The sequence below is a fragment of the Erwinia sp. 2186 genome (assembly GCF_057812255.1).
In genome coordinates, this window is sequence record NZ_CM173824.1 from 491,762 (window position 1) to 516,204 (window position 24,443).

The 24,443-nt window shown below is 53.9% G+C and carries 21 protein-coding genes; 7 read left to right on the top strand and 14 right to left on the bottom strand.

Annotation, left to right across the window (positions count from 1 at the left end; genetic code table 11):
• Positions 1-6 precede the first annotated feature (6 nt).
• From ACXKZG_RS02340 to msrP, 14 genes are all read right to left on the bottom strand, one after another.
• Positions 7-1,107, bottom strand: a complete 1,101-nt coding sequence (locus ACXKZG_RS02340; protein ID WP_134822877.1) for an amino acid ABC transporter permease — start codon at positions 1,105-1,107, stop codon at positions 7-9.
• 15 nt (positions 1,108-1,122) lie between these two features.
• Positions 1,123-2,301: an amino acid ABC transporter permease gene (locus tag ACXKZG_RS02345; RefSeq protein WP_013204100.1), complete on the bottom strand. Its 1,179-nt coding sequence runs from the start codon at positions 2,299-2,301 to the stop codon at positions 1,123-1,125.
• Positions 2,302-2,369: 68 nt separating this feature from the next.
• Positions 2,370-3,395 carry an amino acid ABC transporter substrate-binding protein gene (locus ACXKZG_RS02350; protein WP_013204099.1) on the bottom strand — a complete coding sequence of 342 codons (1,026 nt, stop codon included), beginning with the start codon at positions 3,393-3,395 and terminating at the stop codon, positions 2,370-2,372.
• Positions 3,396-3,743: 348 nt separating this feature from the next.
• Positions 3,744-4,664, bottom strand: a complete 921-nt coding sequence (gene lpxP / locus ACXKZG_RS02355; RefSeq protein ID WP_134822876.1) for a kdo(2)-lipid IV(A) palmitoleoyltransferase — start codon at positions 4,662-4,664, stop codon at positions 3,744-3,746.
• A 201-nt stretch (positions 4,665-4,865) separates the two neighbouring features.
• Complete coding sequence (fis, locus tag ACXKZG_RS02360; protein ID WP_000462905.1) at positions 4,866-5,162, bottom strand: DNA-binding transcriptional regulator Fis; 297 nt, start codon at positions 5,160-5,162, stop codon at positions 4,866-4,868.
• 24 nt (positions 5,163-5,186) lie between these two features.
• Positions 5,187-6,152 (bottom strand): tRNA dihydrouridine synthase DusB, encoded by a 966-nt coding sequence (dusB, locus tag ACXKZG_RS02365; protein ID WP_013204096.1) that lies wholly within the window; start codon positions 6,150-6,152, stop codon positions 5,187-5,189.
• A 303-nt stretch (positions 6,153-6,455) separates the two neighbouring features.
• The gene (gene prmA, locus ACXKZG_RS02370) at positions 6,456-7,337 is read right to left on the bottom strand and encodes a 50S ribosomal protein L11 methyltransferase (protein ID WP_013204095.1); all 882 of its coding nucleotides are present in this window, start codon (positions 7,335-7,337) and stop codon (positions 6,456-6,458) included.
• A 15-nt stretch (positions 7,338-7,352) separates the two neighbouring features.
• Positions 7,353-8,804 carry a sodium/pantothenate symporter gene (gene panF / locus ACXKZG_RS02375; protein WP_488875635.1) on the bottom strand — a complete coding sequence of 484 codons (1,452 nt, stop codon included), beginning with the start codon at positions 8,802-8,804 and terminating at the stop codon, positions 7,353-7,355.
• Positions 8,801-9,037: a YhdT family protein gene (locus ACXKZG_RS02380; RefSeq protein WP_013204093.1), complete on the bottom strand. Its 237-nt coding sequence runs from the start codon at positions 9,035-9,037 to the stop codon at positions 8,801-8,803. The genes panF and ACXKZG_RS02380 overlap by 4 nt, the downstream gene beginning before the upstream one ends.
• 72 nt (positions 9,038-9,109) lie before the next feature.
• Positions 9,110-10,459 carry an acetyl-CoA carboxylase biotin carboxylase subunit gene (accC, locus tag ACXKZG_RS02385; RefSeq protein WP_013204092.1) on the bottom strand — a complete coding sequence of 450 codons (1,350 nt, stop codon included), beginning with the start codon at positions 10,457-10,459 and terminating at the stop codon, positions 9,110-9,112.
• An 11-nt stretch (positions 10,460-10,470) separates the two neighbouring features.
• Positions 10,471-10,941 carry an acetyl-CoA carboxylase biotin carboxyl carrier protein gene (gene accB / locus ACXKZG_RS02390; protein WP_013204091.1) on the bottom strand — a complete coding sequence of 157 codons (471 nt, stop codon included), beginning with the start codon at positions 10,939-10,941 and terminating at the stop codon, positions 10,471-10,473.
• A gap of 21 nt (positions 10,942-10,962) precedes the next feature.
• A complete protein-coding gene (gene aroQ / locus ACXKZG_RS02395) occupies positions 10,963-11,415 on the bottom strand; it encodes a type II 3-dehydroquinate dehydratase (protein ID WP_013204090.1) in 453 nt (150 codons plus the stop codon).
• A gap of 240 nt (positions 11,416-11,655) precedes the next feature.
• A complete protein-coding gene (msrQ, locus tag ACXKZG_RS02400) occupies positions 11,656-12,255 on the bottom strand; it encodes a protein-methionine-sulfoxide reductase heme-binding subunit MsrQ (RefSeq protein WP_053145092.1) in 600 nt (199 codons plus the stop codon).
• A 2-nt stretch (positions 12,256-12,257) separates the two neighbouring features.
• Positions 12,258-13,262, bottom strand: a complete 1,005-nt coding sequence (msrP, locus tag ACXKZG_RS02405; RefSeq protein ID WP_346567250.1) for a protein-methionine-sulfoxide reductase catalytic subunit MsrP — start codon at positions 13,260-13,262, stop codon at positions 12,258-12,260.
• Positions 13,263-13,579: 317 nt separating this feature from the next.
• On the opposite strand from msrP, the gene csrD reads away from it, so the two are divergent.
• From csrD to yhdP, 7 genes are all read left to right on the top strand, one after another.
• Entirely contained in the window at positions 13,580-15,529 is a 1,950-nt protein-coding gene (csrD, locus tag ACXKZG_RS02410) for an RNase E specificity factor CsrD (RefSeq protein ID WP_488875636.1), read from the top strand.
• Positions 15,530-15,843: 314 nt separating this feature from the next.
• Positions 15,844-16,887, top strand: coding sequence for a rod shape-determining protein MreB (mreB, locus tag ACXKZG_RS02415; protein ID WP_003855260.1), 1,044 nt, complete (start codon positions 15,844-15,846; stop codon positions 16,885-16,887).
• Between the two features lie 72 nt (positions 16,888-16,959).
• Complete coding sequence (gene mreC / locus ACXKZG_RS02420) at positions 16,960-18,009, top strand: rod shape-determining protein MreC (RefSeq protein WP_053145087.1); 1,050 nt, start codon at positions 16,960-16,962, stop codon at positions 18,007-18,009.
• The gene (mreD, locus tag ACXKZG_RS02425) at positions 18,006-18,494 is read left to right on the top strand and encodes a rod shape-determining protein MreD (protein WP_013204085.1); all 489 of its coding nucleotides are present in this window, start codon (positions 18,006-18,008) and stop codon (positions 18,492-18,494) included. Before mreC ends, mreD begins: the two co-directional genes overlap by 4 nt.
• An 8-nt stretch (positions 18,495-18,502) precedes the next feature.
• Positions 18,503-19,096 carry a Maf family protein gene (locus tag ACXKZG_RS02430; RefSeq protein ID WP_013204084.1) on the top strand — a complete coding sequence of 198 codons (594 nt, stop codon included), beginning with the start codon at positions 18,503-18,505 and terminating at the stop codon, positions 19,094-19,096.
• Positions 19,086-20,555: a ribonuclease G gene (rng, locus tag ACXKZG_RS02435; protein WP_053145081.1), complete on the top strand. Its 1,470-nt coding sequence runs from the start codon at positions 19,086-19,088 to the stop codon at positions 20,553-20,555. Before ACXKZG_RS02430 ends, rng begins: the two co-directional genes overlap by 11 nt.
• A gap of 19 nt (positions 20,556-20,574) precedes the next feature.
• Positions 20,575-24,399, top strand: a complete 3,825-nt coding sequence (gene yhdP / locus ACXKZG_RS02440; RefSeq protein WP_488875637.1) for an AsmA2 domain-containing protein YhdP — start codon at positions 20,575-20,577, stop codon at positions 24,397-24,399.
• Positions 24,400-24,443 lie beyond the last annotated feature (44 nt).

The window sequence follows — 24,443 nt, forward strand, 5'->3', positions numbered from 1 at the left end:
TAAGCCTCAGTGCGGTGTACGCCCGGTGTGAAAACGCTTCTCCAGATACTGGCTATAGCGCGACATGCTAAAACAGAAAATCCAGTAGACCAGTGCAGCAAAGACATAGCCCTCAGTCGACATCCCCAACCACGCGGGGTCGACGGTCGCTTGCTGTACGCTACTGAACAGGTCAAACAGACCGATGATAATCACCAGGCTGGTATCTTTGAACAGGGCAATGATGGTGTTCACCAGACCCGGGATCACCAGTTTTAACGCCTGCGGCAGGATCACCAGACCCTGTGTCTTCCAGTAGCCCAGCGCCAGTGACTCTGCGGCTTCAGTCTGGCCTTTTGGTAGCGCCTGTAATCCACCACGAACCACTTCTGCAACATACGCTGACTGGAACAGGATCACGCCAACCAGCGCACGGATCAGCTTATCAATGCTGTTGCCCTCTGACATAAACAGCGGCAGCATCACCGAAGACATAAACAACACGGTGATCAGCGGTACGCCGCGCCAAAATTCGATAAAAATGACTGAAAGGGCACGCACTACCGGCATCGAGGAACGTCTTGCCAGAGCCAGTAAAATCCCCAACGGCAGGGCACCGGCGATGCCGATGGAGGCAATAATCAGCGTCAGCGTTAATCCGCCCCACTGACGCGTCTCTACCCGCTCAAGCCCAAAGAAACCGCCATATAGCAGTACCCAGACAGCAATCGGATAAACCACCGCCCAAACGGCGATGTACAGGCCACGGCGCGGCATGCTTTTGAGGAACATCGGCAGAATTGAAAGCAGGCCAATCACCAGAGCCAGGTTGATACGCCAGCGCAGTTCATGCGGATATAACCCATACATAAACTGGCCAAAGCGGGCATGGATAAACACCCAGCAAGCGCCATCCTTAGTACAGTCTGCGCGGGTGGTACCAATCCAGTTAGCCTGGAAGACCAGCCAGTTAAGCGCCGGCGGGATCACCGTCCAGATAACCCAAATGCAAAACAGGGTCAGCAGAGAGTTTCCCCAGTTGGAGAACAGATTTTTTCTTGCCCAACTAACGGTGCGGGAAAAAGCATTCGTCGGGACGGGCGGGGTTTCGTGAGTAGCTAAAGTCATATTGATCCCGTTATCTTAACGCTCAATCAGGCGGATTTTGCGGTTATAGATGTTCATTAACAGCGAAATCAGCAGGCTGATGACCAGGTAGACACCCATGGTGATGGCGATAGTCTCGATAGCCTGGCCAGTCTGATTCAACACCGTTCCTGCAAACAGCGAAACCATATCGGGATAGCCAATCGCTGCGGCGAGCGAGGAGTTTTTCACGATATTCAGATACTGGCTGGTCAATGGCGGGATTATCACGCGCATGGCCTGAGGAATGATGACCTGGCGCAGCGTAACCGGATTCGGTATCCCCAGCGAACGTGCCGCTTCGTGCTGACCATACGGTACGGACTGGATGCCGGAGCGGATAACTTCAGCGATAAAGGTTGAGGTATAGATCGACAGGGCCAGCGTTAAGGCTGCCAGCTCAGGGATCAGGGCAAACCCGCCACGGAAGTTAAAGCCGCGAAGTTGAGGAATGTCCCAGTGCATAGCGGCACCAAACGTCAGATGCGCAATAACCGGGAAGATAATCACCATCGCCACGCTGGCAGGCCAGGTACGGCGAAGCTGCCCGGTTTTCAACTGATAGGTGCGGTTGTAGCGGAACAGAGCAACAGTGCCTGCTACCGCCACCAACAGCGCAATGACAAACGGCCAGGTACCCACTGCGTACTGTGGCCATGGAATATAGAGACCCCGATTACTGACAAAGGCTAAATCAAACGCACTGGCTGCCTGACGCGGTCCCGGAAGGTTGCGTAAGACGGCAAAGTACCAAAAGAAGATCTGCAACAATGGCGGGATATTACGGAAGGTCTCGATATAGATCGTCGAGATTTTCCGCAGCAGCCAGTTGTCGGATAAGCGTGAAAGGCCAATAAAGAAGCCGAGGAGCGAGGCAAAGACAATACAAAGAGCAGAGACCAGCAAAGTGTTGGTTAAGCCAACGAGAAACACCCGGGCATAGGTATCACCTTCGCTGTAATCGATCAGATGTTGAACGATACCAAAGCCAGCGCTACGTTCCAGGAAACCAAAACCGGAGGTAATGCCGCGGCTTGCGAGGTTAATGACGGTATTGTGAACCAGATACCCCGCCACACCCAGAACAACGACAATCGCAATGATCTGGTACAGCCAGGCGCGCACCGCAGGATTACTGAATGAAAAATCCCTTTTTACGGTTGGGCGTTGAGACATGTTGAAACCTCAGTGACGAAAATTCTGACTAAGGCACCGGCAAGCCGGTGCCCTGTAAACGGTGGGAATTAACGTACTGGTGGTGCGTACTGGATGCCGCCTTTGTTCCAGAGGGCGTTCTGGCCACGGGCAATTTTCAACTGGCTGTCTTTACCGACGTTACGGTCAAAGACTTCCTGATAGTTACCAACCTGCTTAACGATGTTGTAAGCCCATTTGTTATCAAGCTTCAGGTCTTTACCGAAATCACCTTCTGAGCCCAGCAGGTGAGCCATATCTGGGTTGGTAGGTTTAGCGGCCAACTGATCAACGTTTGCAGAGGTGATGCCCATCTCTTCGGCATTCAGCATGGCGTACAGAGACCATTTCACGATGGTGAACCAGTCATCATCGCCACGACGGACAACCGGTCCCAGCGGTTCTTTAGAGATCACTTCTGGCAGCACGATAAATTCGTTTGGTTTGCCCAGCTTGATACGCAGTGCATACAGCTGAGACTGGTCGGATGCCAGCGTATCGCAACGACCGGTATCCAGCGCTTTCGCTGATTCGTCAGAACGGTCGAAGGTTACCGGGGTGTACTGCATGTTGTTGGCTTTGAAGTAGTCAGCCACGTTCAGTTCGGTATCTGTACCGGCCTGAATGCAAACGGTTGCGCCATCAAGCTCTTTCGCGCTCTTCAGCCCTGCTTTCTGGTGGGTCAGGAAGCCGATGCCGTCATAATAGTTTACGCCAGCGAAAATGAAGCCCATGCCGCCATCGCGCGCAGAGGTCCAGGTTGTGTTACGAGACAGGATGTCTACTTCACCAGACTGCAGAGCAGTGAAACGTTCTTTTGCGGTCAGTGGGGTGTATTTCACTTTGGTTGCATCGCCAAACACGGCGGCAGCTGCTGCACGGCATACGTCCACATCGATACCGCTAAATTTGCCACTGGCGTCTGCAAACGAGAAGCCAGGCAGACCATCACTGATACCGCATTGAATGAAACCTTTCTTCTTAATGGCATCCAGGGTGGTGCCGGCGTGAGCCTGATTCGCAACTGCAAACAGCGCTGCAGCGGCAACCAAAGTGGAGAGCATCATTTTTTTCATAAAGCATCCTGTGTGGCGAAATCATTATTATGTTTAACGCACGCTGTGGTGCACTTTTCCTGTCTGTGGCCGAAGCCATCCACGACACTGCAAAGGTAATGCCAAAATTGCAGAGCCCTGAATTTGTTGGAAAGGTTTGCTAATAATTAGAAGCATCCAGAAAGTTTGCTTAATATCGCGCACTACGGGTGGGCAAAAACAGGTGGATTGGTCACAAATGGTGCATCGCGTTTCACTATATGGAAGCAATGTGAGCAAAAGCGTACTTTATGTTACGAGATTGTAATGAATTCGGCGAAGCCAGCTCACAGAATGTGAGCTGGTTCTGAAAAGAAGGGAGAAAGAGATTTAATAAAGGGAGCTGGCACCCTCAGGACGGGTTTTGAAGCGGCGATGGAGCCACAGATACTGATAGGGCGCACGCATGATTTCGTGTTCAATCACCTGATTCATATACGCCGCAGCCTGCTGCTCATCCGCGACAGGGTAATCTTTCAGCTCAGGCTGGATCACCAGCTTATAGCCGCTGCCATCATCATTGCGGATCAGGACAACGGTGAGCAGGGCTGGTTTAGCCATGCGGGCAATCATCCAGGTACCGCTGGTCGTCGCGGCCTGAGGAACGGCGAACAGCGGCGCGAATACGCTGCCTTTAGGACCATAATCCTGATCGGGAGCAAACCATACGGCTTCGCCTTGTTTCAAGGCATTCACCATGCCACGCAGGTCGCGACGGTTGATCATCGCTTTGTTAGAGCGCATACGACCTTTAGTCTGAACCCATTCCATCAGTTTATTGTTGTGCGGGCGGTACATGGCCATCATTGGCTGACACAGGCCCATCGTACGGCCTCCCAGCTCAAGAGACATAAAGTGAACGCCAATGATCAGCGCACCTCGTCCACCTACCTGCGCGGCCTTCAGGTTATCCAGGCCCTCAACGGTAAACCAGCGCTTCACCCGGCGATCCGACCAGAACCAGGCCATGCCGGTTTCCAGTAATCCCATACCCAGTGATTCAAAATTCTTTACGATGTGCTGTTCAAGCTGATCGGCAGGCATCTCAGGGAAACACAGCTCCAGATTGCGGCGGGTAATGCGAATCCGGCGCTTGAGGAACCGCATCGAGGTCCGGCCCATCCAGGTGCCCAGTTTTTCCAGCAGAGGAAAAGGGAGCTGAACCAGCAAAAACAGAATTCCCAGTCCGATCCAGGTTATCCAGTAACGTGGGTGCAGTAAGCGGCGGGTGAAACGGGGGGAAGACTTCATAATTCTCTCTTTAAGCGTGCATAGGGTATGTAGCGCATAGAGACGCAAATCATCAGCGATACAAAAACTTCGACAACATCACGGACAGGAAGTTGAGCCAGAAAGGTGTACTTTACACGATCCGGATAATTCTGGGCCTGAAAAAAGGCAATAAAAAAGGCGCTAACGAATGGTAGCGCCTCCAACACAATGAACCGAAACTTAGTTCATGCCGTATTTTTTCAGTTTCTTACGCAGCGTACCACGGTTGATGCCCATCATCAGGGCCGCACGGGTCTGGTTGCCACGGGTGTATTGCATCACCATGTCCAACAATGGCTGTTCTACTTCAGCCAAAACCAGCTCATACAGGTCATTCACATCCTGACCATTCAGTTGAGCAAAATAGTTCTTCAGTGCCTGTTTGACCGAATCACGCAGTGGCTTTTGAGTCACCTGATCCTGTGAGTTTACGGTAGATACGGTCAGTACGTCAGAATTTACGCGTTGTTCGAACATAGTTCTGTCAGCTCTTTATTTCTATTAGGCAAGATTTTCGAAGTATGCTTCCAACGCCTCCAGCTGTTCGCTGGCATCCTCTATGGCGTTGAATGTGCGCCGAAACTGGTCGTTTGGGGCATGCTCCTGGAGATACCAGGAGACGTGCTTCCGGGCAATACGGTATCCTTTGCGGTGACCATAAAAGTCGTGCAGTTCCCGTAGGTGCCCGATGAGCAAGCGCTTTACTTCAGCTAAGGGCATCGGTGCCAGCAGCTCCCCAGTGTCCAGATAATGCTGGATTTCCCGGAAGATCCAAGGTCTTCCCTGAGCCGCACGTCCTATCATCAGGGCATCAGCCCCCGTATAGTCGAGCACGGCTCTGGCTTTATGCGGGTCAGTGATGTCGCCATTCGCGATAACGGGAATGGAGACATTCTGCTTAACTGTCCGAATGCTGTCATATTCAGCTTCGCCGTTGAACAAACACGCGCGAGTGCGTCCGTGGATGGTCAGGGCCTGAATACCGCAGCGTTCAGCCAATTGGGCAATTTCAACACAATTACGGTTGTCTGGATCCCAGCCAGTGCGAATCTTCAGCGTAACGGGAACGTCCACTGCATCAACCACCGCCAGCAGGATAGACTTCACCAGCTCAGGGTGTTGCAGCAGGGCAGAGCCCGCCAGTTTGCGATTCACTTTTTTGGCTGGACATCCCATGTTGATGTCAATCACCTGCGCGCCAGATAAAGCGTTGATACGCGCTGCTTCAGCCATCTCATGAGGGTCACAACCTGCAATTTGCACGGTACGAATACCGGGCTCATCACTGTGAACCATGCGCAACCGGGATTTGTCCGTCGCCCAGACTTCAGGGTTAGACGACATCATCTCGGAAACGGTCATACCAGCGCCCATTGCATAACAAAGGGTCCGGAACGGTCTGTCGGTTATCCCGGCCATTGGCGCGGCAATCAGACGATTACGAAGCTGGTGGTTTCCAATGCGCATGAAATAAAAGTGACCATAGTGTGTCCGCAAGGCGGCGTATATTACGCATTTTCTGTCGAAGATGAAAGGCCAAACTTTGAACAATCCACCGGCTTACGGGGTGCTGGTAGAGATATCCGTTAGGGGTAAATTATTTTAGTGATTAAATTCAATAGCTTAATAAAAAGCGATTAAATTACGAACAAATATTTTTCTTTTTTTATAGGCTAAACAGCCAGATAAAAGGCATCACATGCCCCGGATAACGAGACATGTGACGGATGAAATCATCAAAACCAGACGATCTCACCTTTTGTTAACATCTCAGGCTTTGATGCCCGTAATCCGACACCACTCTTCTTTTTCTGCTACCGGATCAAGGATGAACAGCTCCTGATAGGCTTCACAAACACTTTCAGCCTGGCTTGCCAGTACGCCTGACAGACCCAGAGAGCCGCCCTTCACCGGCAGGACGCTAATCAGCGGTGCCAGCTCGCGTAAGGGGCCTGCAAGGATGTTAGCCACCACCACATCGGCACTCAGATTATCTGGCTGCTCATGCGGCAGATACAGCGAGAGGCGATCAGAGACGCCATTACGTTCAGCGTTGTCACGGCTAGCCTGGATCGCCTGAGGATCGATATCGATCCCTATCGCGCTGGCGGCACCCAGCTTCAGTGCGGCGATCGCCAGAATGCCGGAACCGCAGCCAAAGTCGATCACCGTTTTGCCTTGCAGATCCAGACCATCAAGCCAGGTCAGGCACATTGAAGTGGTAGGATGCGTACCCGTACCAAAAGCCAGGCCAGGATCGAGCATCACGTTTACCGCCTCCGGGTCCGGCACGTCGCGCCAGCTTGGGCAGATCCACAGACGCTGACCAAAACGCATCGGATGGAAGTTGACCATCCACTCACGTTCCCAGTCTTTATCTTCGATCTGTTCAATTTTGTGGGCGAAGCCGCTGCCCAGCAGAGGACAGGCTTCTAAGCCAATCACTACCAGATCCATATCGGTTTCAGCATCAAATAAGCCGATCGCATCGGTATCGCCCCACAGCAGCGTTTCGCCGGGTAAGGGCTCGAACACCGGGTTGTCATGCGTGTCCTGAAACGTGACCGAGACAGCCCCGTTCTCGATCAGCGCATCGCCCAGCTCTTCAGCCTGAGCGCCGGTGGTATTAATTTTCATCTGTATCCAGGGCATGGCAATTCTCTTTATTCAAACAGGGGTGGAAGCCTGCGCTGACGGGGCAGCGGCATGGCCAAAACGGTTTCCAACGACGAAGGCAATCAGACTCAGGATCAGTGAGGGCACGATCGGGTGGAATCCCCATGGCTGCAGCGAAAAACTGGCCAGCAGCGTATAGCAACCCGCACCCATAATCATGCTACTGAGCGCGCCAGTGGCATTGGCTTTTTCCCAGTATAACCCGAGTACCAGCGGCCAGAGGAAGACCGCTTCAAGCCCACCAAAGGCCAGCAGATTGAGCCAGATGATCATTTCAGGTGGATTCCACGCGGCCAGCAGCAGCAGCAGGCCAAGCAACAGCGTGATCACGCCTGACATCTTCTTCAGCAGCGGCTCATTGTCCATCTGCTGTGGATAGAGGCGCAAATAGAGATCTTTGACGATCGTCGCCGATGATTGCAGCAGTTGCGCGTTGATGGTCGACATGATCGCCGCCATCGGTGCCGCCAGGAAGATCCCGGCAGCGACGGGCGGCAGAACGTGGATCATCAGCGTTGGGATCACCTGGTCCGGGATTGCCAGGTCAGGCATCACCGCCCGTCCAAGCGCGCCCGCCAGATGCATGCCAAACATCAGAATCGTGACCACGATGGTGCCAATAATGATCCCGCGGTGGACCGCCTTGCTGTCTTTATAGGAGATGCAGCGCACCGCGGTATGCGGCAGGCCGATCACGCCGAAACAGACCAGCACCGAAAACGACGCCAGGAAGGTCGGGCTGAGAATATGGTCAACGCCACTGGCGGACACCAGCTGGGGATCAATATGCTGAAGCTTATCGACGGCACTGTGCATCCCGCCAGCGGCATGGATCACCGCAAACAGCAGCAGGAAGGTGCCTGCCAGCATCACCACACCTTGCATGGCATCATTCAGCACGCTGGCCCTGAAGCCGCCAAAAGCGGTGTACAGCGCGATGGTGCCACCAAAAATCAGCAATCCGCTATCGTAGGGAATGCCTGCGGCGGTTTCCAATAGCCGCGCACCACCGACAAATTGCACGGTCATGGCACCAATAAAGGCGATCAGCAGGCTGAGGCTGGCGAACCACACCAGTAACGGACTGCAATAACGGGCATAAAGCATATCGTTGAGGGTAACCGCGTTGTAACGTCGGGCGAGGATAGCGAATTTTTTCCCCAATACGCCCAGCGAAAGCCAGACGGCGGGGACCTGTACCATCGACAGCAGTACCCAACCCAGCCCATATTTATAGGCCGCACCGGGTCCGCCAATAAACGAACTGGCACTGATGTATGTCGTCGCCATGGTCATGGCCAGCACAAAGCCGCCCATCGATCGGCTACCGAGGAAATATTCAGTCAGAAAGCTGCCTTCACGGCGCTTACGCATGGCATACACAGAGAGGCCGGCGACCAGCAGCAGATAGGCAATAAGCGGCAGGATGATTTGAAGTTTCACTTTTCATCTTCCAGAGGAATGTCACGAAATACCAGCCTGACCATCAGCCAGCACAGCAGGATAAATAGCGCAGGAACCAGCAGACAGGCCATTTCAAACCAGTGTGGTAGCCCGGTAATGCCTTGTTTATCATCCGGTAGCCAGGCCATCAGCGACCAGGCAATAAGATAGGCGACAGCCAGCCAGAATGACCAGCGAGCCTCGCGATGAGCCTGAACGAAGCGCTTGTCCATCTCTCTCCTCACCTTAAAAATGCAAAGAAAAAGGCCGGTCAGACCGGCCTTTTTTTCAAAACATCAGGCTAATCAGGTTTCCTGAAGGCCGAGTTTTTTCTCCAGATAGTGGATATTGGTTCCACCGTGCTGGAAGTTTTCGTCAGACATGATCTTCATCTGCAGCTCAACGTTCACTTTGATGCCGTCGATGATCAGCTCAGCCAACGCGTTTTTCATGCGGGCGATTGCCACATCACGGGTTTCACCGTAAGTGATCAGTTTACCGATCATGGAGTCATAGTACGGTGGCACAGTGTAGCCAGCGTAGATATGCGATTCCCAACGCACGCCAAAACCACCTGGTGCATGGAAGCGGGTGATCTTGCCTGGGCTTGGCAGGAAGGTGTTCGGATCTTCGGCGTTGATACGGCATTCTACCGCATGGCCACGGATCACCACGTCTTCCTGTTTGATCGACAAAGGCTGACCGGCAGCAATACGCAGCTGCTCTTTGATCAGGTCAACACCGGTGATCATCTCGGTAACCGGGTGTTCTACCTGGATACGGGTGTTCATCTCGATGAAGTAGAACTCGCCGTTTTCGTACAGGAACTCGAAAGTCCCTGCGCCACGGTAACCGATTTCGATACAGGCTTTAGAGCAACGATCGCCGATAAAGCGACGCATCTCTTCAGTGATACCGGGTGCTGGAGCCTCTTCCACCACTTTCTGGTGGCGGCGCTGCATGGAGCAGTCACGTTCAGCCAGATAAACGGCGTGGCCCTGACCGTCCGCCAACACCTGAATTTCGATGTGGCGTGGGTTTTCCAGGTATTTTTCCATATAGACCATATCGTTGTTGAAAGCCGCTTTGGCTTCAGCACGGGTCATATTAATGGACTGTTCCAGATCTTTTTCATGACGCACAACGCGCATACCACGACCACCACCGCCGCCAGAAGCTTTGATGATTACCGGGTAGCCGATTTGCTTACCGAAGGCACGGTTCTTATCCATGTCTTCAGTCAGCGGGCCGTCAGAGCCAGGTACGCAAGGTACGCCAGCTTTCTTCATCGCATTGATTGCAGAAACTTTGTCACCCATCAGGCGAATGGTTTCAGCTTTCGGGCCGATAAAGATGAAGCCTGAACGCTCAACCTGCTCAGCAAAGTCCGCATTCTCGGACAGGAAGCCGTAGCCGGGATGGATTGCCACCGCACCGGTGATCTCTGCAGCAGAGATCAGGGCAGGGATGTTCAGGTAGCTTTTTACGGACTGTGCAGGACCAATACAGACGGTCTCATCTGCCAGCAGTACGTGTTTCAAATCGCGGTCCGCGGTTGAATGCACGGCAACAGTCTTAATGCCCAGCTCTTTACAGGCACGCAGAATGCGCAGCGCGATTTCACCACGGTTAGCTATTACAATTTTATCCAGCATGGTTCGCCTCGTTATTCGATGACTACCAGCGGCTCGTCAAATTCAACGGGTTGGCCGCTTTCAACCAGGATCGCTTTTACTACGCCGGATTTATCGGCTTCGATCTGGTTCATCATTTTCATCGCTTCAACGATGCACAGAGTGTCGCCAGCGTTAACTTTCTGACCCACTTCCACAAACGCTTTAGCGTCCGGGCTTGGGGTACGGTAGAAAGTGCCCACCATTGGTGAACGTACGATGTGGCCACTGATCTCGGCTGCAGCCGGGGCTTCCATCGCTGGTGCAGTTGCAGGTGCGACGGCGTTAGCCAGCGCAGGCTGCTGCTGCATCATCGGTGCAGCATAGTGCTGCATCATTGGGTAGCCCGTATTGGCCGGTGCGCGACTGATGCGAACAGACTCTTCACCTTCAGAAATTTCGAGTTCAGAAATGCCTGATTCTTCAACCAGTTCGATCAGTTTTTTAATCTTACGAATATCCATGAGTGTGGTTCCGTACTCTGTTTAATTAGATTGTGACAGGCGTTTAACCGCCGTCTGCAAAGCCCAGGAATAACCGTCGACACCAAGTCCACAGATTACGCCGGCAGCAATATCAGAAAGATATGAATGATGACGGAAAGGCTCGCGAGCATGCACATTCGACAGGTGCACTTCAATGAATGGGATGCTGACTGCCAGCAGGGCATCCCGAAGCGCTACGCTGGTATGGGTGAATGCCGCCGGGTTAATGACGATATAATCGACATTGCCTTTCGCCTCATGAATGCGGTCAATTAACGCGTGTTCCGCATTGGACTGGAGATGGCTCATCTTCACGTTGAGCGCATCAGCTTGCGTGGTAAGGTCACTTACAATCTCTGCCAGGGTCGTTTTACCGTACTTCTCAGGCTCACGTGTGCCGAGAAGGTTAAGATTGGGACCGTTTAAAAGCAGTATGTGAAACTTATCCGTCATCTTGCTGCTATCTCCTGCGATAATTGAGGCATCGCACAAAATACAACGCGAAACGCCATTTGTCACCATTCCAGATGAAATTAGGTCGGTTCGCAAGTTTGAAGTCGGGCATTATAACGATTTCGTGGCAATTCGCAGCTAAATACTGGTCGTATCAGCGAAGATTATCAACCACCTGGCAAAAACGGCAGGTGGTTTAATGCCAGATATGCGGAGTGGCACACAGTCTTGAGCGGGTTTTTAACGAAACCACTGGCGGAATTTTTTGTAGCGCCATGCCAGCAAGATCGCTGCAATTAGCGCATAAATCCACGGTTGTGGACTGAAAGTCTTCACCGACCATAAGTAATGGATGGGTGCGAGGATCAGCACCAGATAAACACCGTTATGCAGGGTTTGCCAGCGTCTGCCCAGCTTGCGCTGCGCTTTCTGAAACGACGTCAGGGCCAGAGATAAGAGGATTAACCAGCTGATAATGCCCAGCGTCAGGTAAGGTCGGGAGATCAGTTCGGAGCCCAGCAGGCCGAGATTGCTGATGCCCAGCTCCAGTACCGAATAGCTTACCAGGTGTAGCGTCGCCCAGGCAAAACACCACAGGCCCAGCAGGCGGCGCACACGGATCAACAGCGGTTGCTTACCGTAGCGTGCCAGTGGAGTAATGAGCAGCGAGCCCAGCAGGAACTTTAACGCCATTCTGCCGGTAAAATGTTGTATGTCTTTCGCCGGATCGGCGCTGAACCAGCCCTGGTCGATGGAGAGAAGCAACCAGAGTAAAGGAAGAAAACCCGCAAGGTGCAGGATCACTTTTAAGCCGGTAATTTGCCTGGCGGTAATACGCATCACTAGAAATTCTCCCGCAGATCCAACCCACGGTATAAAGAAGCAACCTGATCCGCATAGCCGTTAAACAGCAAAGTAGGCTGGCGTTTGACATCGAGAATGCCACCTGAACCGATAAAACGCTCTGTCGCCTGCGACCAGCGAGGGTGATCCACATGCGGGTTCACATTGCCGTAAAAACCATACTCGTTAGAGGCGAGCTGATTCCAGGTGGTTGGCGGCATATCTTTGACCAGGGTGATTTTGACAATCGATTTGATGCCTTTAAAACCGTATTTCCACGGCACGGTCAGCCGAACAGGTGCACCATTTTGCGGGGGCAGCGCTTTACCGTATACGCCGGTGGTCAGCATCGTCAGAGGATGCATCGCCTCATCAAGGCGCAATCCTTCAACATAGGGATAGTCGATACCGCCGCCAATAAAACGATCCTTCTGGCCCGGCATCTCATCCGGTGCATAGATGGTCTGGAACGCCACATAACGCGCGTTGCTGGTGGGTTCGGCTGCTTTCAGCAGTTTGCCCAATTCAAAACCGATCCAGGGCACGACCATCGACCAGGCTTCAACACAACGCATCCGGTAAATACGCTGTTCAAGCGGGAAGCGTTTGAAAATATCGTCCATGGATAGCGTCAGTGGTTTCGCGACTTCACCGCCGATTTCAATTTTCCAGTCGTCGGTTTTCAGCGTTCCGGCGTTAGCCGCAGGATCGGCCTTATCGAGGCCAAACTCGTAATAGTTGTTGTAGCCGGTGACTTTATCTTCCGGCGTCAGGGCTAAATTGGCCTGATACTGAGCGGGTTTGCTGAAGTCCAGGGGTTTTCCAGAAGGCGCTTTAGGGCGGTCGTTACCTTTAAACCAGGATAAGACGTCGGCGTGAGCCGCAGAGGGCAGCGATAACGCCGCCGCGCTAATACCCAGCGTTTTCAGCAACTCGCGGCGACGGGCGTTAAAAATGCTCTCGGGGGTAACATCGCGTTCGGTAAGTTTATCAAAGGGCTTCATCAGGCGGCCTCCACAGGCTCGTTCTTCTCTTCCTGTTAGCATGACCAAAGAGTCGGCTTTGCGCGAATAAAGGACGAAAAATGTGAAATTTCCTGGAATGAGAATCACCCGAAAATGAACGGTGAAACGTCAGGCAAACGCGGAGACACGTATACTCGCAGGGCGGGTCATTAATCTGACATCCGCCAGGTCAACGCCCGCCAGGATATGGTACTTTCAGTGGCGGTCTGATTTTGGGCAGCGGAGAGTCATACATTTATTCGGCACGGGTTCAGGGCGCGAAACGCGTTACTTTATCCGCAGTGATGGGCACAGGGATGCGATTAACCACCAAACTTTCGACGATGATCACCTTACTGAGCGCACTGGCGATGTTACTGATGCTGGTGGGCTGCATTATGAGTTTTTTTTACCTCAGCACGCAGAGAAGTGAACACCGGCTTGAACTGATGGCTGGCGATGTGGATACCGCGCTGCAAAGTGAGTCACCCGAACAGGTTGCTCAGTGGCTAAGCAAAGTGATGGGGCCACTGCAAATTGTTCGCACCGAGCTGATGCAAGGTGATCAAACCCGGTTAACCCTCGTGCATCATCAGGATCCGGTACTGGATGATGAACAAAACCAGTATCGCGACACAATCCTTCCGCTGCCAAAACATCCCGGTTACCGCCTCCATGTTCAGTGGGTCGATTCAACCGAAACCTGGCTGAAATCGTTTATCGGCGCCTTCATTCTTAGCGTGGTCATTGCGATAGTGGCGATCATGACCACGCTGCTGATCGTGACGCATCGCTGGCTTAACCGGCAGCTTCAGGGCATGGAGCGGCTTGAGGTCAGAGCCGGCAAGGTGATTAAAGGAGAGAGAGGCACGGTAAGGGCGGGGACGGTAAATGAGTGGCCACCCAAGGCCAGCAGCGCCATCGATTTACTGCTGGCAGACCTGCAGGAAGCGGGCGAGCAGCGCACGCGCATTGATACCTTAATCCGGGCGTTTGCCGCGCAGGACGCGACCACCGGGCTGAACAATCGCCTGTTCTTTGATAACCAACTGGCGACCATGCTGGAGGACACCGAAACCGGTGGCACGCACGGCATGGTAATGATGATCCGCCTGCCGGACTTTGACACGCTGCGGGATAACTGGGGACATAACCAGACCAAAGACTATCTGTTTGCGCTGGTTAACCTGTTATCGACCTTTGTGATGCGTTATCCCGGCGCCTTGCTGGCGCGCTATTTCCGCAGTGATTTTGCCGTTCTCCTTCCTCACCGCAGCCTGAAAGATGCCGACAGCATTGCTTCCCAGCTCATCCATGCCGTGGATGCGCTGCCGCCGACGCGAATGTTGGATCGCGAGGATATAATCCACATCGGTATCAGCGCCTGGCACAGCGGGCAGGAAACGCAGCAGGTAATGGAAAACGTTGAACTGGCTACCCGACATGCCGCTTTACTGGGTGGAAACAACTGGTCGGTGGGTGAAGCGCCGCAGCAAGAGTTCACCCGCGGCAGCGTTAAATGGCGCACGCTGCTGGAAAATACCCTGCACCGTGGCGGCCCAAGACTGTATCTGAAACCCGCAGTGACCCTTGATGGGACCGTTCATCATCGGGAAATGATGCCGCGTATCTATGATGGAGAGAAGGAGCTGCTCTCAGCCGAGTATCTGCCTTTCGTTCAGCAGTTAGGCATGGCCGAAGGATACGACCGTCAGTTAGTCACCCGCATCCTGTCGCTGTTGCCGATTTGGCCAGAGGAAACCTTCGCCATTCCGCTGACGGTTGATGCCCTTATGCAGCGTCCTTTTCAGATTTGGCTCAGGGATATGCTGCTGCAATGCACTAAATTGCAAAGAAACCACATTTTATTTGAACTTGCAGAAGCAGATGTGTGTCAACACATCAGCCGTTTGGGTTCCGCGTTTCGATTGTTAAAGGGTTTTGGCTGTCGAATTGCGATTAATCAGGCGGGCCTGACGGTGGTCAGTACGGCTTATATCAGGCAGTTTGAGGTGGAGCTGATTAAGCTGCATCCTGCCCTGGTAAGAAACATCGAGCGTCGTACAGAGAATCAGCTGTTTGTCAGGAGTCTTCTGGAGAGCTGTACCAGGACTTCTACCCAGGTTTTCGCGGCGGGTGTCCGCACCAGAGGCGAGTGGCAAATCCTTGCGGAGCTAGGTGTGGCGGGTGGTCAGGGCGATTTCATCGCGCCGTCGCAGCCGCTAAACACCGGCGTAAAAAAATATTCGCAAAGATATCAAGTTTAATCTGCCGTTGTGCTGGATTTCACGTAGAATACCCGCGCGGCTGTGGTGCCGGCATGGGGGATCTGGTCAGCCAGTGACCCAAAGAATGTTAAATTTTATGTACGTTATGTCCGTCTGTCAGCCCTGAATTCTGAGCGCATTAGCCTGACATCAGGCTTGTGGTTCGCAACGCGACTTCAGGGTGTGGCCCTTGCGTGAGATAGCGTGATTTTTCACCGAAGTAGACTATTTTTGCGCCTTGTCGCTGCTTCGTGTGGTTGGTAAAGTAAGCGGATTTTATTTTCCGCCCCCAGCTTGCAGGATTATCCTTTAGTATGTTTAAAAAATTCCGTGGCATGTTTTCCAACGACTTGTCCATCGACTTGGGTACAGCCAATACCCTGATCTACGTGAAAGGGCAGGGTATCGTTCTGAACGAACCCTCCGTCGTTGCCATCCGTCAGGATCGTGCCGGTTCCCCTAAAAGCGTTGCGGCAGTCGGTCATGATGCAAAACAGATGCTGGGTCGTACCCCCGGCAATATCGCTGCTATTCGGCCAATGAAAGACGGCGTCATCGCCGATTTCTTTGTTACCGAAAAAATGCTGCAACACTTTATCAAACAGGTTCACAGCAACAGCTTCATGCGCCCAAGTCCGCGCGTGCTGGTGTGTGTGCCTGTCGGCGCGACGCAGGTTGAGCGTCGCGCAATCCGTGAATCCGCGCAGGGCGCAGGAGCACGTGAAGTGTTCCTGATTGAAGAGCCTATGGCTGCGGCAATCGGTGCCGGCCTGCCGGTGTCTGAAGCAACCGGTTCAATGGTTGTGGATATCGGTGGCGGTACAACAGAAGTGGCGGTTATCTCGCTGAACGGCGTGGTGTACTCTTCTTCCGTCCGTATCGGTGGCGATCGCTTTGATGAAGCGATCATTAATTATGTGCGCCGTAACTACGGTTCACTGATTGGTGAAGCGACCGCTGAACGTATCAAGCATGAAATCGGCTCTGCTTATCCGGGCGATGAAGTGCGTGAAATTGAAGTCCGTGGTCGTAACCTGGCAGAAGGTGTGCCGCGTGGCTTCACGCTGAACTCCAACGAAATCCTGGAAGCGCTTCAGGAGCCGCTGACCGGTATCGTTAGCGCGGTGATGGTTGCACTGGAACAGTGTCCGCCTGAACTGGCATCCGACATCTCTGAACGCGGTATGGTTCTGACCGGTGGTGGCGCATTGCTGCGTAACCTCGATCGTCTGCTGATGGAAGAAACCGGTATTCCGGTCGTGGTGGCAGAAGATCCGCTGACCTGCGTTGCTCGCGGTGGCGGTAAAGCGTTGGAAATGATCGACATGCACGGCGGCGATTTGTTCAGCGAAGAATAATTTGCTTTAAGGAGTGTAGGTACGCTCTGTCCTGCACTCCTTTTTTAAGATGTCGAGGAATACGCCGAGTTTATGAAGCCGATCTTCAGCAGGGGACCTTCCCTGCAGTTACGCTTATTTTTAGCGGTTATTGTGGCTATAGGCGTGATTGTCGCCGACAGTCGTATGGGCGCTTTCAGCCAGATACGCACCTATATGGATACGGCGGTCAGCCCATTCTATTTTCTGGCCAACGGGCCACGTCAAATTCTGGACAGTGTTTCTGAAACACTGGCCTCTCGCCAGCAGCTCGAACTGGAAAACAAAGGCTTACAGCGCGAACTGATGCTCAAGAACAGCGAATTGCTGATGCTGGGTCAGTTTAAGCAGGAAAATGCCCGTCTCCGCGAACTGTTGGGTTCCCCTCTGCGTCAGGACGAGCACAAGATGGTCACCCAGGTGATCTCCACCGGTACCGATCCCTACACCGACCAGGTGGTGATTGATAAAGGCAGCGTGAACGGCGTTTACGAAGGCCAGCCGGTGATCAGTGATAAAGGTGTGGTCGGGCAGGTGGTTGCCGTGGGCAAAATCACCAGCCGGGTGATGCTGATCTGTGACTCGTCCCATGCCTTGCCTATTCAGGTACTGCGTAACGATATACGGGTGATCGCGGCGGGCAACGGCTGTACTGAAGACTTGCAGCTGGAACACCTGCCAGGTAACACCGACATTCGCGTTGGCGATGTGTTGGTGACCTCCGGACTGGGCGGCCGTTTCCCTGAGGGCTATCCTGTTGGTGTGGTCTCTTCCGTCAAGCTTGATACCCAGCGCGCTTACACCGTGATCCAGGCCCGACCTACCGCAGGTTTACAGCGTCTGCGCTATCTGTTGCTGCTTTGGGGCGCCGATCGTAATGGCACGATGCCAATGGCACCGAATGAAGTGCACCGGGTGGCCAATGAGCGACTGATGCAGATGATGCCGCAGGTTCTGCCTGCCGCGAATGAACTGATGGGACCGCCCGCACCGGGGCAACCTGCGGGGTCCGTTCCCGCTGCTTCCGGTCAAACCGCTGTTCCTGCCGCGCCTTCTTCTGCGGGTCGTCAGGCCGCGCCTGCTGCCCGCGGAGGCCAGCCTTGAGCAGTTATCGCAGCCATGGGCGTTGGGTTATCTGGCTGTCGTTCCTGGTCGCACTGGTATTACAAATTATGCCGTGGCCTGAACAGTTCTTTATGTTCAGGCCGTCATGGCTTCTTCTGATCCTGATTTACTGGGTGTTGGCTCTGCCTCATCGTGTGAATGTCGGCACGGGCTTTGTGATGGGTTCTATAATGGATCTTATCTCTGGCTCGACGCTAGGCGTTCGTGCTCTGGCTTTCAGCATCGTGGCTTATTTGGTGGCGTTCAAATTCCAACTGTTCCGTAACCTCGCGCTCTGGCAGCAGGCGCTGATGGTCATGGTGCTGTCGCTGGCAATGGATGTCATTGTATTTTGGGCTGAATTTTTAGTGATAAACGTCTCATTCCGACCGGAAATTTTCTGGAGTAGCGTAGTAGACGGTATCCTCTGGCCCTGGCTGTTCTTGTTGATGAGAAAAATACGCCGCCAGTTTGCCGTACAATAAGGACGATTATGGTATCCCTTTATCTGGCCTCTGGTTCTCCCCGTCGTCGCGAGCTGCTCACGCAGCTTGGCCTGCGCTTTGAACGCCTTTCTACTCAAGTTGAAGAACTGAAACGCCCGGACGAGCAGGCTGAAGCCTACGTTCGCCGTCTCGCCTGTGAAAAAGCTCAGGCCGGTGTTGCCGTGGCAGAACGGGATCTGCCGGTGCTTGGCGCAGACACCATTGTGGTGCTGAACGGTGAGGTGCTGGAAAAACCTGAAGATCAGGCTGACGCCGCCAAAATACTGACTAAACTGTCTGGTCAGACGCATCAGGTACTGACCGCCGTTGCGCTGGCAGATAACGCGAGCATCCTGGACTGTCTGGTGGTCACCGACGTCACTTTTCGTACCTTAACCGCTGAGGATATTGCCGCCTACATTGCCAGCGGTGAACCGATGGATAAAGCCGGAGCCTATGGCATTCAGGGGTTGGGAGGCAATTTTGTTCGCAAAATTAATGGAAGCTATCACGCAGTGGTCGGGTTGCCGTTGGTTGAAACCGCTGAGTTACTCAGCCATTTTCAGTCACTGCGTGAGGTAAGGGAACAACATGACCGCTGAACTGCTGGTAAATATCACCCCTTCGGAAACGCGTGTAGCCTATATTGATGGCGGCATCCTGCAGGAAATCCATATCGAGCGCGAAGCGCGCCGTGGGATTGTGGGCAATATTTATAAAGGGCGCGTCAGCCGTGTTTTGCCCGGCATGCAGGCCGCTTTTGTCGATATCGGTCTGGAAAAGGCCGCCTTCCTGCACGCCTCGGATATCATGCCGCATACGGAATGCGTCGCCGGAGATGAACAGAAAAACTTCTCAGTGCGCGATATCTCCGAGCTGGTCCGACAGGGGCAGGACCTGGTGGTTCAGGTGGTGAAAGATCCCCTGGGCACCAAGGGCGCACGCCTGACCACAGACATCACTCTGCCATCACGCTATCTGGTGTTTATGCCTGGCGCCTCACACGTGGGAGTGTCTCAGCGTATTGAAAGTGAAGCCGAGCGCGACCGTCTTAAAAAGGTGGTGTCTGCTTACTGTGACGAACTGGGCGGTTACATCATCCGTACGGCGGCTGAAGGTGTGGGTGAGGTTGAGCTGGCGTCTGACGCGGCATTTCTGAAACGCCTGTGGACCAAGGTGATTGAGCGCAGAAAACGCAACCAGACGCGCTGCCGCCTGTATGGCGAAGTGGCCTTATCCCAGCGCATCCTGCGTGATTTTGCCGGTGCAGCGCTCGACCGGATCCGCATTGACTCACGTCTGACCTACGAGCACCTGGTGGAGTTTACCGGCGAATATATCCCGGAGATGACCGCCAAACTGGAACTGTATACCGGCAAGCAACCGATCTTCGATCTGTTTGACGTTGAGAATGAGATCCAACGTTCGCTGGATCGCAAAGTGGAGCTGAAGTCCGGTGGCTATCTGATCATCGATCAAACCGAAGCGATGACCACCATTGACATCAATACCGGCGCGTTCGTCGGCCATCGCAATCTTGATGAGACCATCTTCAATACCAACATTGAAGCGACGCATGCCATTGCCCGGCAGTTACGTCTGCGTAATCTCGGCGGCATTATCATCATCGACTTTATCGATATGACCAATGAAGATCACCGACGCCGCGTGCTGCATTCCCTTGAGCAGGGTCTGAGTAAAGACCGGGTAAAAAGCGGTATCCATGGCTTCTCCCAGCTTGGGCTGGTGGAGATGACGCGTAAGCGCACCCGGGAAAGTATTGAACATGTGCTTTGCCAGGATTGCCCGGTCTGTAAGGGACGCGGCACGCTGAAAACGGTTGAGACGGTCTGTTATGAGATCATGCGTGAAATTGTTCGCGTACATCATGCTTATGACTCGGACCGCTTCCTGGTATACGTTTCACCTGCGGTGGGTGAAGCGCTGAAATCCGAAGAATCACACGCGCTGGCCGAAGTAGAAATCTTCGTTGGCAAGCAGGTCAAAGTCCAGGTTGAACCGCTCTATACCCAGGAGCAGTTTGACGTGATCATGATGTGACCAGCACAAGGAGAAGTGTGTGAGGCGATTACCAGGGATCCTGCTACTGACTGGCGCAACCATCGTGGTGATTGTTGCGCTGATGGTCAGTGGGCTGCGTCTGGTGATGCCGCATCTGAACAGCTGGCGCGAACCGCTGCTGGAAAAAATTTCGTCTGTGGCCGGCATGCCGGTGGAAGCCAGTGCGCTGAACGGCACCTGGGAAAACTTCGGCCCGGTGCTGGAAATCCGCGATCTGCACGTCAGCCTGAAAGAAGGTGATGACTTAAAAGCCCAACGCATCACGCTGGCGCTGGATATCTGGCAGTCAATGCTGCACCTGCGCTGGCAGTTCCGTAATCTGACCTTCTACCAACTAAATCTGGCCACCAGTCAGCCGTTAACCTCAGGCAACGGTGAGAAACTGCAGCTGGAGCCGGGTAAGTTCAGCGATCTGTTCCTTCGTCAGTTCGATCACTTCGATCTTCGCGACAGTCACATCAGCTTTGTCACCCTTTCCGGTCAGCGTGCGCGACTGGATGTTCCTCAGCTCACCTGGCTAAACGAAAAAAACCGTCACCGTGCGGAAGGCGTGGTCAGCCTGTCCAGTTTTAACGGTCAGCATGGTGAAATTCAGGTGCGGCTGGATCTGAGCGACAGTAACGGCTATCTGGATACCGGCCGGGTGTGGATGCAGGCGGATGATGTCGACGTGAAACCCTGGCTAGGCCAGTGGATGCGCGATAATACCAGCCTGGACAGTGCACGATTCAGTCTGGCGGCGTGGATGAGCCTGAAAGAGGGTGAAATCTATGATGGCGATATTCAGCTGAAAAAAGGCGGCGCGAGCTGGAAGGGCGACCAACAGCAGCATCATCTGACCGTCGATAACGTTACCGCGCACATTGCCCGCTTCAACAGCGGCTGGAGCATTGAGGTTCCTCAGACCAATCTGGTGACCGACGGCCACCCGTGGCCCAAAGGCCAGCTGTCGGGAATGTGGCAGCCTGAGAATGGCGTATTGCCAGGCCCGGATCACAATGAAGAAGTACGCGTGCGCGCCACGCAGCTGGATCTGGAACGGCTGGATCCGCTGATCCCTCTGTTTGCCAAACTGACCCCAACACTGCTGCAAAACTGGCGTGCGTTGCAACCTAAAGGCCGCATTGAAGCGCTGGCGGTGGATATTCCTGTCCAACAACCTGAACAGAGCCGTTTCCAGGCCAAATGGCGGGATCTCAGCTGGCAACACTGGGAACTGCTGCCCGGTATGGCGCATTTCAGTGGATCGGTGAGCGGTGCGGTGGCGAACGGGCAGGTCGATTTCAACGTCAACAACGCCACCTTACCTTACGGTTCGATGTTCCGGGCACCGCTTGAAATAGAACATGCCACAGGGGCGTTGAGCTGGCAGTACGCCAACGACCACTTCACCCTTGCAGGCCATCAGTTAGATGTGAAGGCGCGTTCCCTGTGGGCGAAAGGCGACTTCACCTACGCCCAGCCGAAGGACAAAGCGCCCCGACTGGATATTCTGGCCGGCATCAATGTGACCGATGCCGGCGATGCCTGGCGTTACTTCCCTGAACCGCTGATGGGCAAATCGCTGGTGGACTACCTCAGCGGCGCCATTAAGGGCGGGCAGGTGCAGAATGCCTCACTGATTTTCGCCGGCAACCCCCAACTGTTCCCGTTCAAGCATAATGACGGGCAGTTTGAAGTCTGGGTGCCGCTGAAACAATCAACCTTCCAGTTCCAGCCAGGCTGGCCGGATCTGCAAAATCTGGATATCAACCTCGACTTCGTGAATGACGGCCTGTTTATGAAAGCCGAACACACCAAACTGGGGCAGGTTGATGGCAGAAATATCTCGGCGGTAATCCCGGATTATCTGAAAGAGAAGCTGATCATTGATGCTGACATCAACGGTGCCGGCAAAGCGATTGGCGATTACTTTAATCAGACGCCATTGAAACCGTCACTGGGTGCCGCGCTTGATGAGCTGCAGATTGGCGGCGATGTGAGTGGTCGCTTACATTTGGATATTCCGCTCGATGGCGAGCTGGTCCGGGCCACCGGCGATGTGAATCTGAAGGACAACACGCTGTACATCAAGCCGCTTGATAGCACCATCAAGCAGCTGACTGGCCACTTTACCTACGATAATGGCGATCTGAAGAGTGACCCGATGACGGCCAACTGGTTCGGGCAGCCGATGGACGTCAGCTTCAACACCCTTGAGGGCGACAAGAACTACCAGATTGGTGTTGATCTTAAAGGGGATTGGCAGCCAGGCAAGATGGATGTGGTTCCTGCGCAGATCCGTGACAAGCTCACCGGCGATGCCAGCTGGAAGAGCAACGTGCTGATCAATCTGCCGCACGCTGGCAGCGCAAATTATCAGGTTGTGCTGGACGGTGACCTGAAAAATGTGAGTAGTCACTTACCTCCACCGCTGGATAAAGAGCGGAATGTGGCGATGCCGGTTAAAGTCAGCGCCAAGGGTGACCTCAAAAGTTTCAACCTCAGCGGTTCAGTCGGCAGTGACCGCCACTTCAACAGTCAGTGGCTATTGGGCAAGCAGCTGAAGATCGATCGTGGAATCTGGGAGAACGACAGCAAAGGTCTGCCAGCCCTTCCGGAGGCGGACGGGATGGTCCTGAATCTGCCTCCGCTGGATGGCGAAGCCTGGCTGGCGCTGTTCAACAGCCAAAGCACGGGCAAAACGGCAGGTGGATCGTCTTCGCAGCAGGCCACTAAAAGCCGGGCGTTTATCCCGGGGAATATCACCCTACGCACGCCAGCGCTGACGCTGGGTGGCCAGCTGTGGCACGATCTTGAAGCCACGCTGAGTGAGACCGTATCGGGAGACACGCAGATTCAGGCTAAGGGTAAAGAGATTAACGGCACGTTGAAGATGAACCAACGCTCACCCTGGGCTGCTCATCTCAACTACCTTTATTACAATCCGGAATGGGCCTCCGCCGAAGGCAGTTCTCCTCTGCCGGGCGACAGCAGCAAGATTGATTTCAGCAGCTGGCCAGCGCTGGCACTGACCTGCGATGAATGCTGGCTCCGCGGGCAGAAATTTGGCCGGATGGCGGCAGATGTCAGCCACTCCAGCGACACGCTGACCCTGAAAAATGGCCTGATTGATACCGGAAGCTCGCGGCTGAAAGTCGAGGGCGAGTGGGTTAATCGTCCTGGCGCCCAGCGTACGGCTTTAAAAGGCGTGCTGAGTGGCAAGAAAATCAATGATGCCACCAACTGGTTTGGGGTGAATACGCCATTGCGGAATTCGCCGTTCAGTATCGATTACGATCTTCACTGGCAGTCCGCTCCGTGGCAGCCGTCAGAAGCGACCTTAAGTGGCGTGCTGAAGTCGCATTTCGGTGCCGGTGAAATTGCCGATGTGAATACCGGCAGAGCCGGACAGCTACTGCGGCTGGTCAGCTTCGACGCGCTGCTGCGTAAAATGCGGCTGGATTTCAGCGATACCTTCAGTCAGGGCTTCTATTACGACTCGATCAGCGGAACGGCCTGGATTGAAAAGGGCGTGATGCACACCGACAATTTGCTGGTGGACGGGTTGGAAGCTGACATTGCGATGAAGGGCAAAATGGACCTGGTGAAACGCCAGATCGATATGGAAGCGGTGGTGGCACCGGAGATCTCCGCGACCGTCGGTGTGGCTGCAGCGTTTGCGGTCAATCCGATTGTCGGTGCGGCGGTGTTTGCCGCCAGCAAAGTGCTCGGTCCGCTGTGGAACAAAATTTCGGTGCTTCGCTACCATATTTCCGGCTCGATAGATAAGCCGCAGATTGACGAAGTGCTGCGTAAGCCCGTTGAAAAGAGCGCGAAGTGAATTTGACGTGACCTGCGAATTGCCTCAGGCTATAGATATGCGAT

What these genes read in the sequence shown, in the direction of transcription:
- mreB (WP_003855260.1), top strand. Translation starts at nt 15,844, where the DNA reads ATGTTTAAAAAATTCCGTGGCATGTTTTCCAACGACTTGTCCATCGAC.
- ACXKZG_RS02430 (WP_013204084.1), top strand. Translation starts at nt 18,503, where the DNA reads ATGGTATCCCTTTATCTGGCCTCTGGTTCTCCCCGTCGTCGCGAGCTG.
- accC (WP_013204092.1), bottom strand. Translation starts at nt 10,459, where the DNA reads ATGCTGGATAAAATTGTAATAGCTAACCGTGGTGAAATCGCGCTGCGC.
- csrD (WP_488875636.1), top strand. Translation starts at nt 13,580, where the DNA reads ATGCGATTAACCACCAAACTTTCGACGATGATCACCTTACTGAGCGCA.
- msrQ (WP_053145092.1), bottom strand. Translation starts at nt 12,255, where the DNA reads ATGCGTATTACCGCCAGGCAAATTACCGGCTTAAAAGTGATCCTGCAC.
- msrP (WP_346567250.1), bottom strand. Translation starts at nt 13,262, where the DNA reads ATGAAGCCCTTTGATAAACTTACCGAACGCGATGTTACCCCCGAGAGC.
- ACXKZG_RS02340 (WP_134822877.1), bottom strand. Translation starts at nt 1,107, where the DNA reads ATGACTTTAGCTACTCACGAAACCCCGCCCGTCCCGACGAATGCTTTT.
- prmA (WP_013204095.1), bottom strand. Translation starts at nt 7,337, where the DNA reads ATGCCCTGGATACAGATGAAAATTAATACCACCGGCGCTCAGGCTGAA.
- ACXKZG_RS02350 (WP_013204099.1), bottom strand. Translation starts at nt 3,395, where the DNA reads ATGAAAAAAATGATGCTCTCCACTTTGGTTGCCGCTGCAGCGCTGTTT.
- accB (WP_013204091.1), bottom strand. Translation starts at nt 10,941, where the DNA reads ATGGATATTCGTAAGATTAAAAAACTGATCGAACTGGTTGAAGAATCA.
- mreC (WP_053145087.1), top strand. Translation starts at nt 16,960, where the DNA reads ATGAAGCCGATCTTCAGCAGGGGACCTTCCCTGCAGTTACGCTTATTT.
- fis (WP_000462905.1), bottom strand. Translation starts at nt 5,162, where the DNA reads ATGTTCGAACAACGCGTAAATTCTGACGTACTGACCGTATCTACCGTA.
- lpxP (WP_134822876.1), bottom strand. Translation starts at nt 4,664, where the DNA reads ATGAAGTCTTCCCCCCGTTTCACCCGCCGCTTACTGCACCCACGTTAC.
- rng (WP_053145081.1), top strand. Translation starts at nt 19,086, where the DNA reads ATGACCGCTGAACTGCTGGTAAATATCACCCCTTCGGAAACGCGTGTA.
- aroQ (WP_013204090.1), bottom strand. Translation starts at nt 11,415, where the DNA reads ATGACGGATAAGTTTCACATACTGCTTTTAAACGGTCCCAATCTTAAC.
- ACXKZG_RS02345 (WP_013204100.1), bottom strand. Translation starts at nt 2,301, where the DNA reads ATGTCTCAACGCCCAACCGTAAAAAGGGATTTTTCATTCAGTAATCCT.
- ACXKZG_RS02380 (WP_013204093.1), bottom strand. Translation starts at nt 9,037, where the DNA reads ATGGACAAGCGCTTCGTTCAGGCTCATCGCGAGGCTCGCTGGTCATTC.
- dusB (WP_013204096.1), bottom strand. Translation starts at nt 6,152, where the DNA reads ATGCGCATTGGAAACCACCAGCTTCGTAATCGTCTGATTGCCGCGCCA.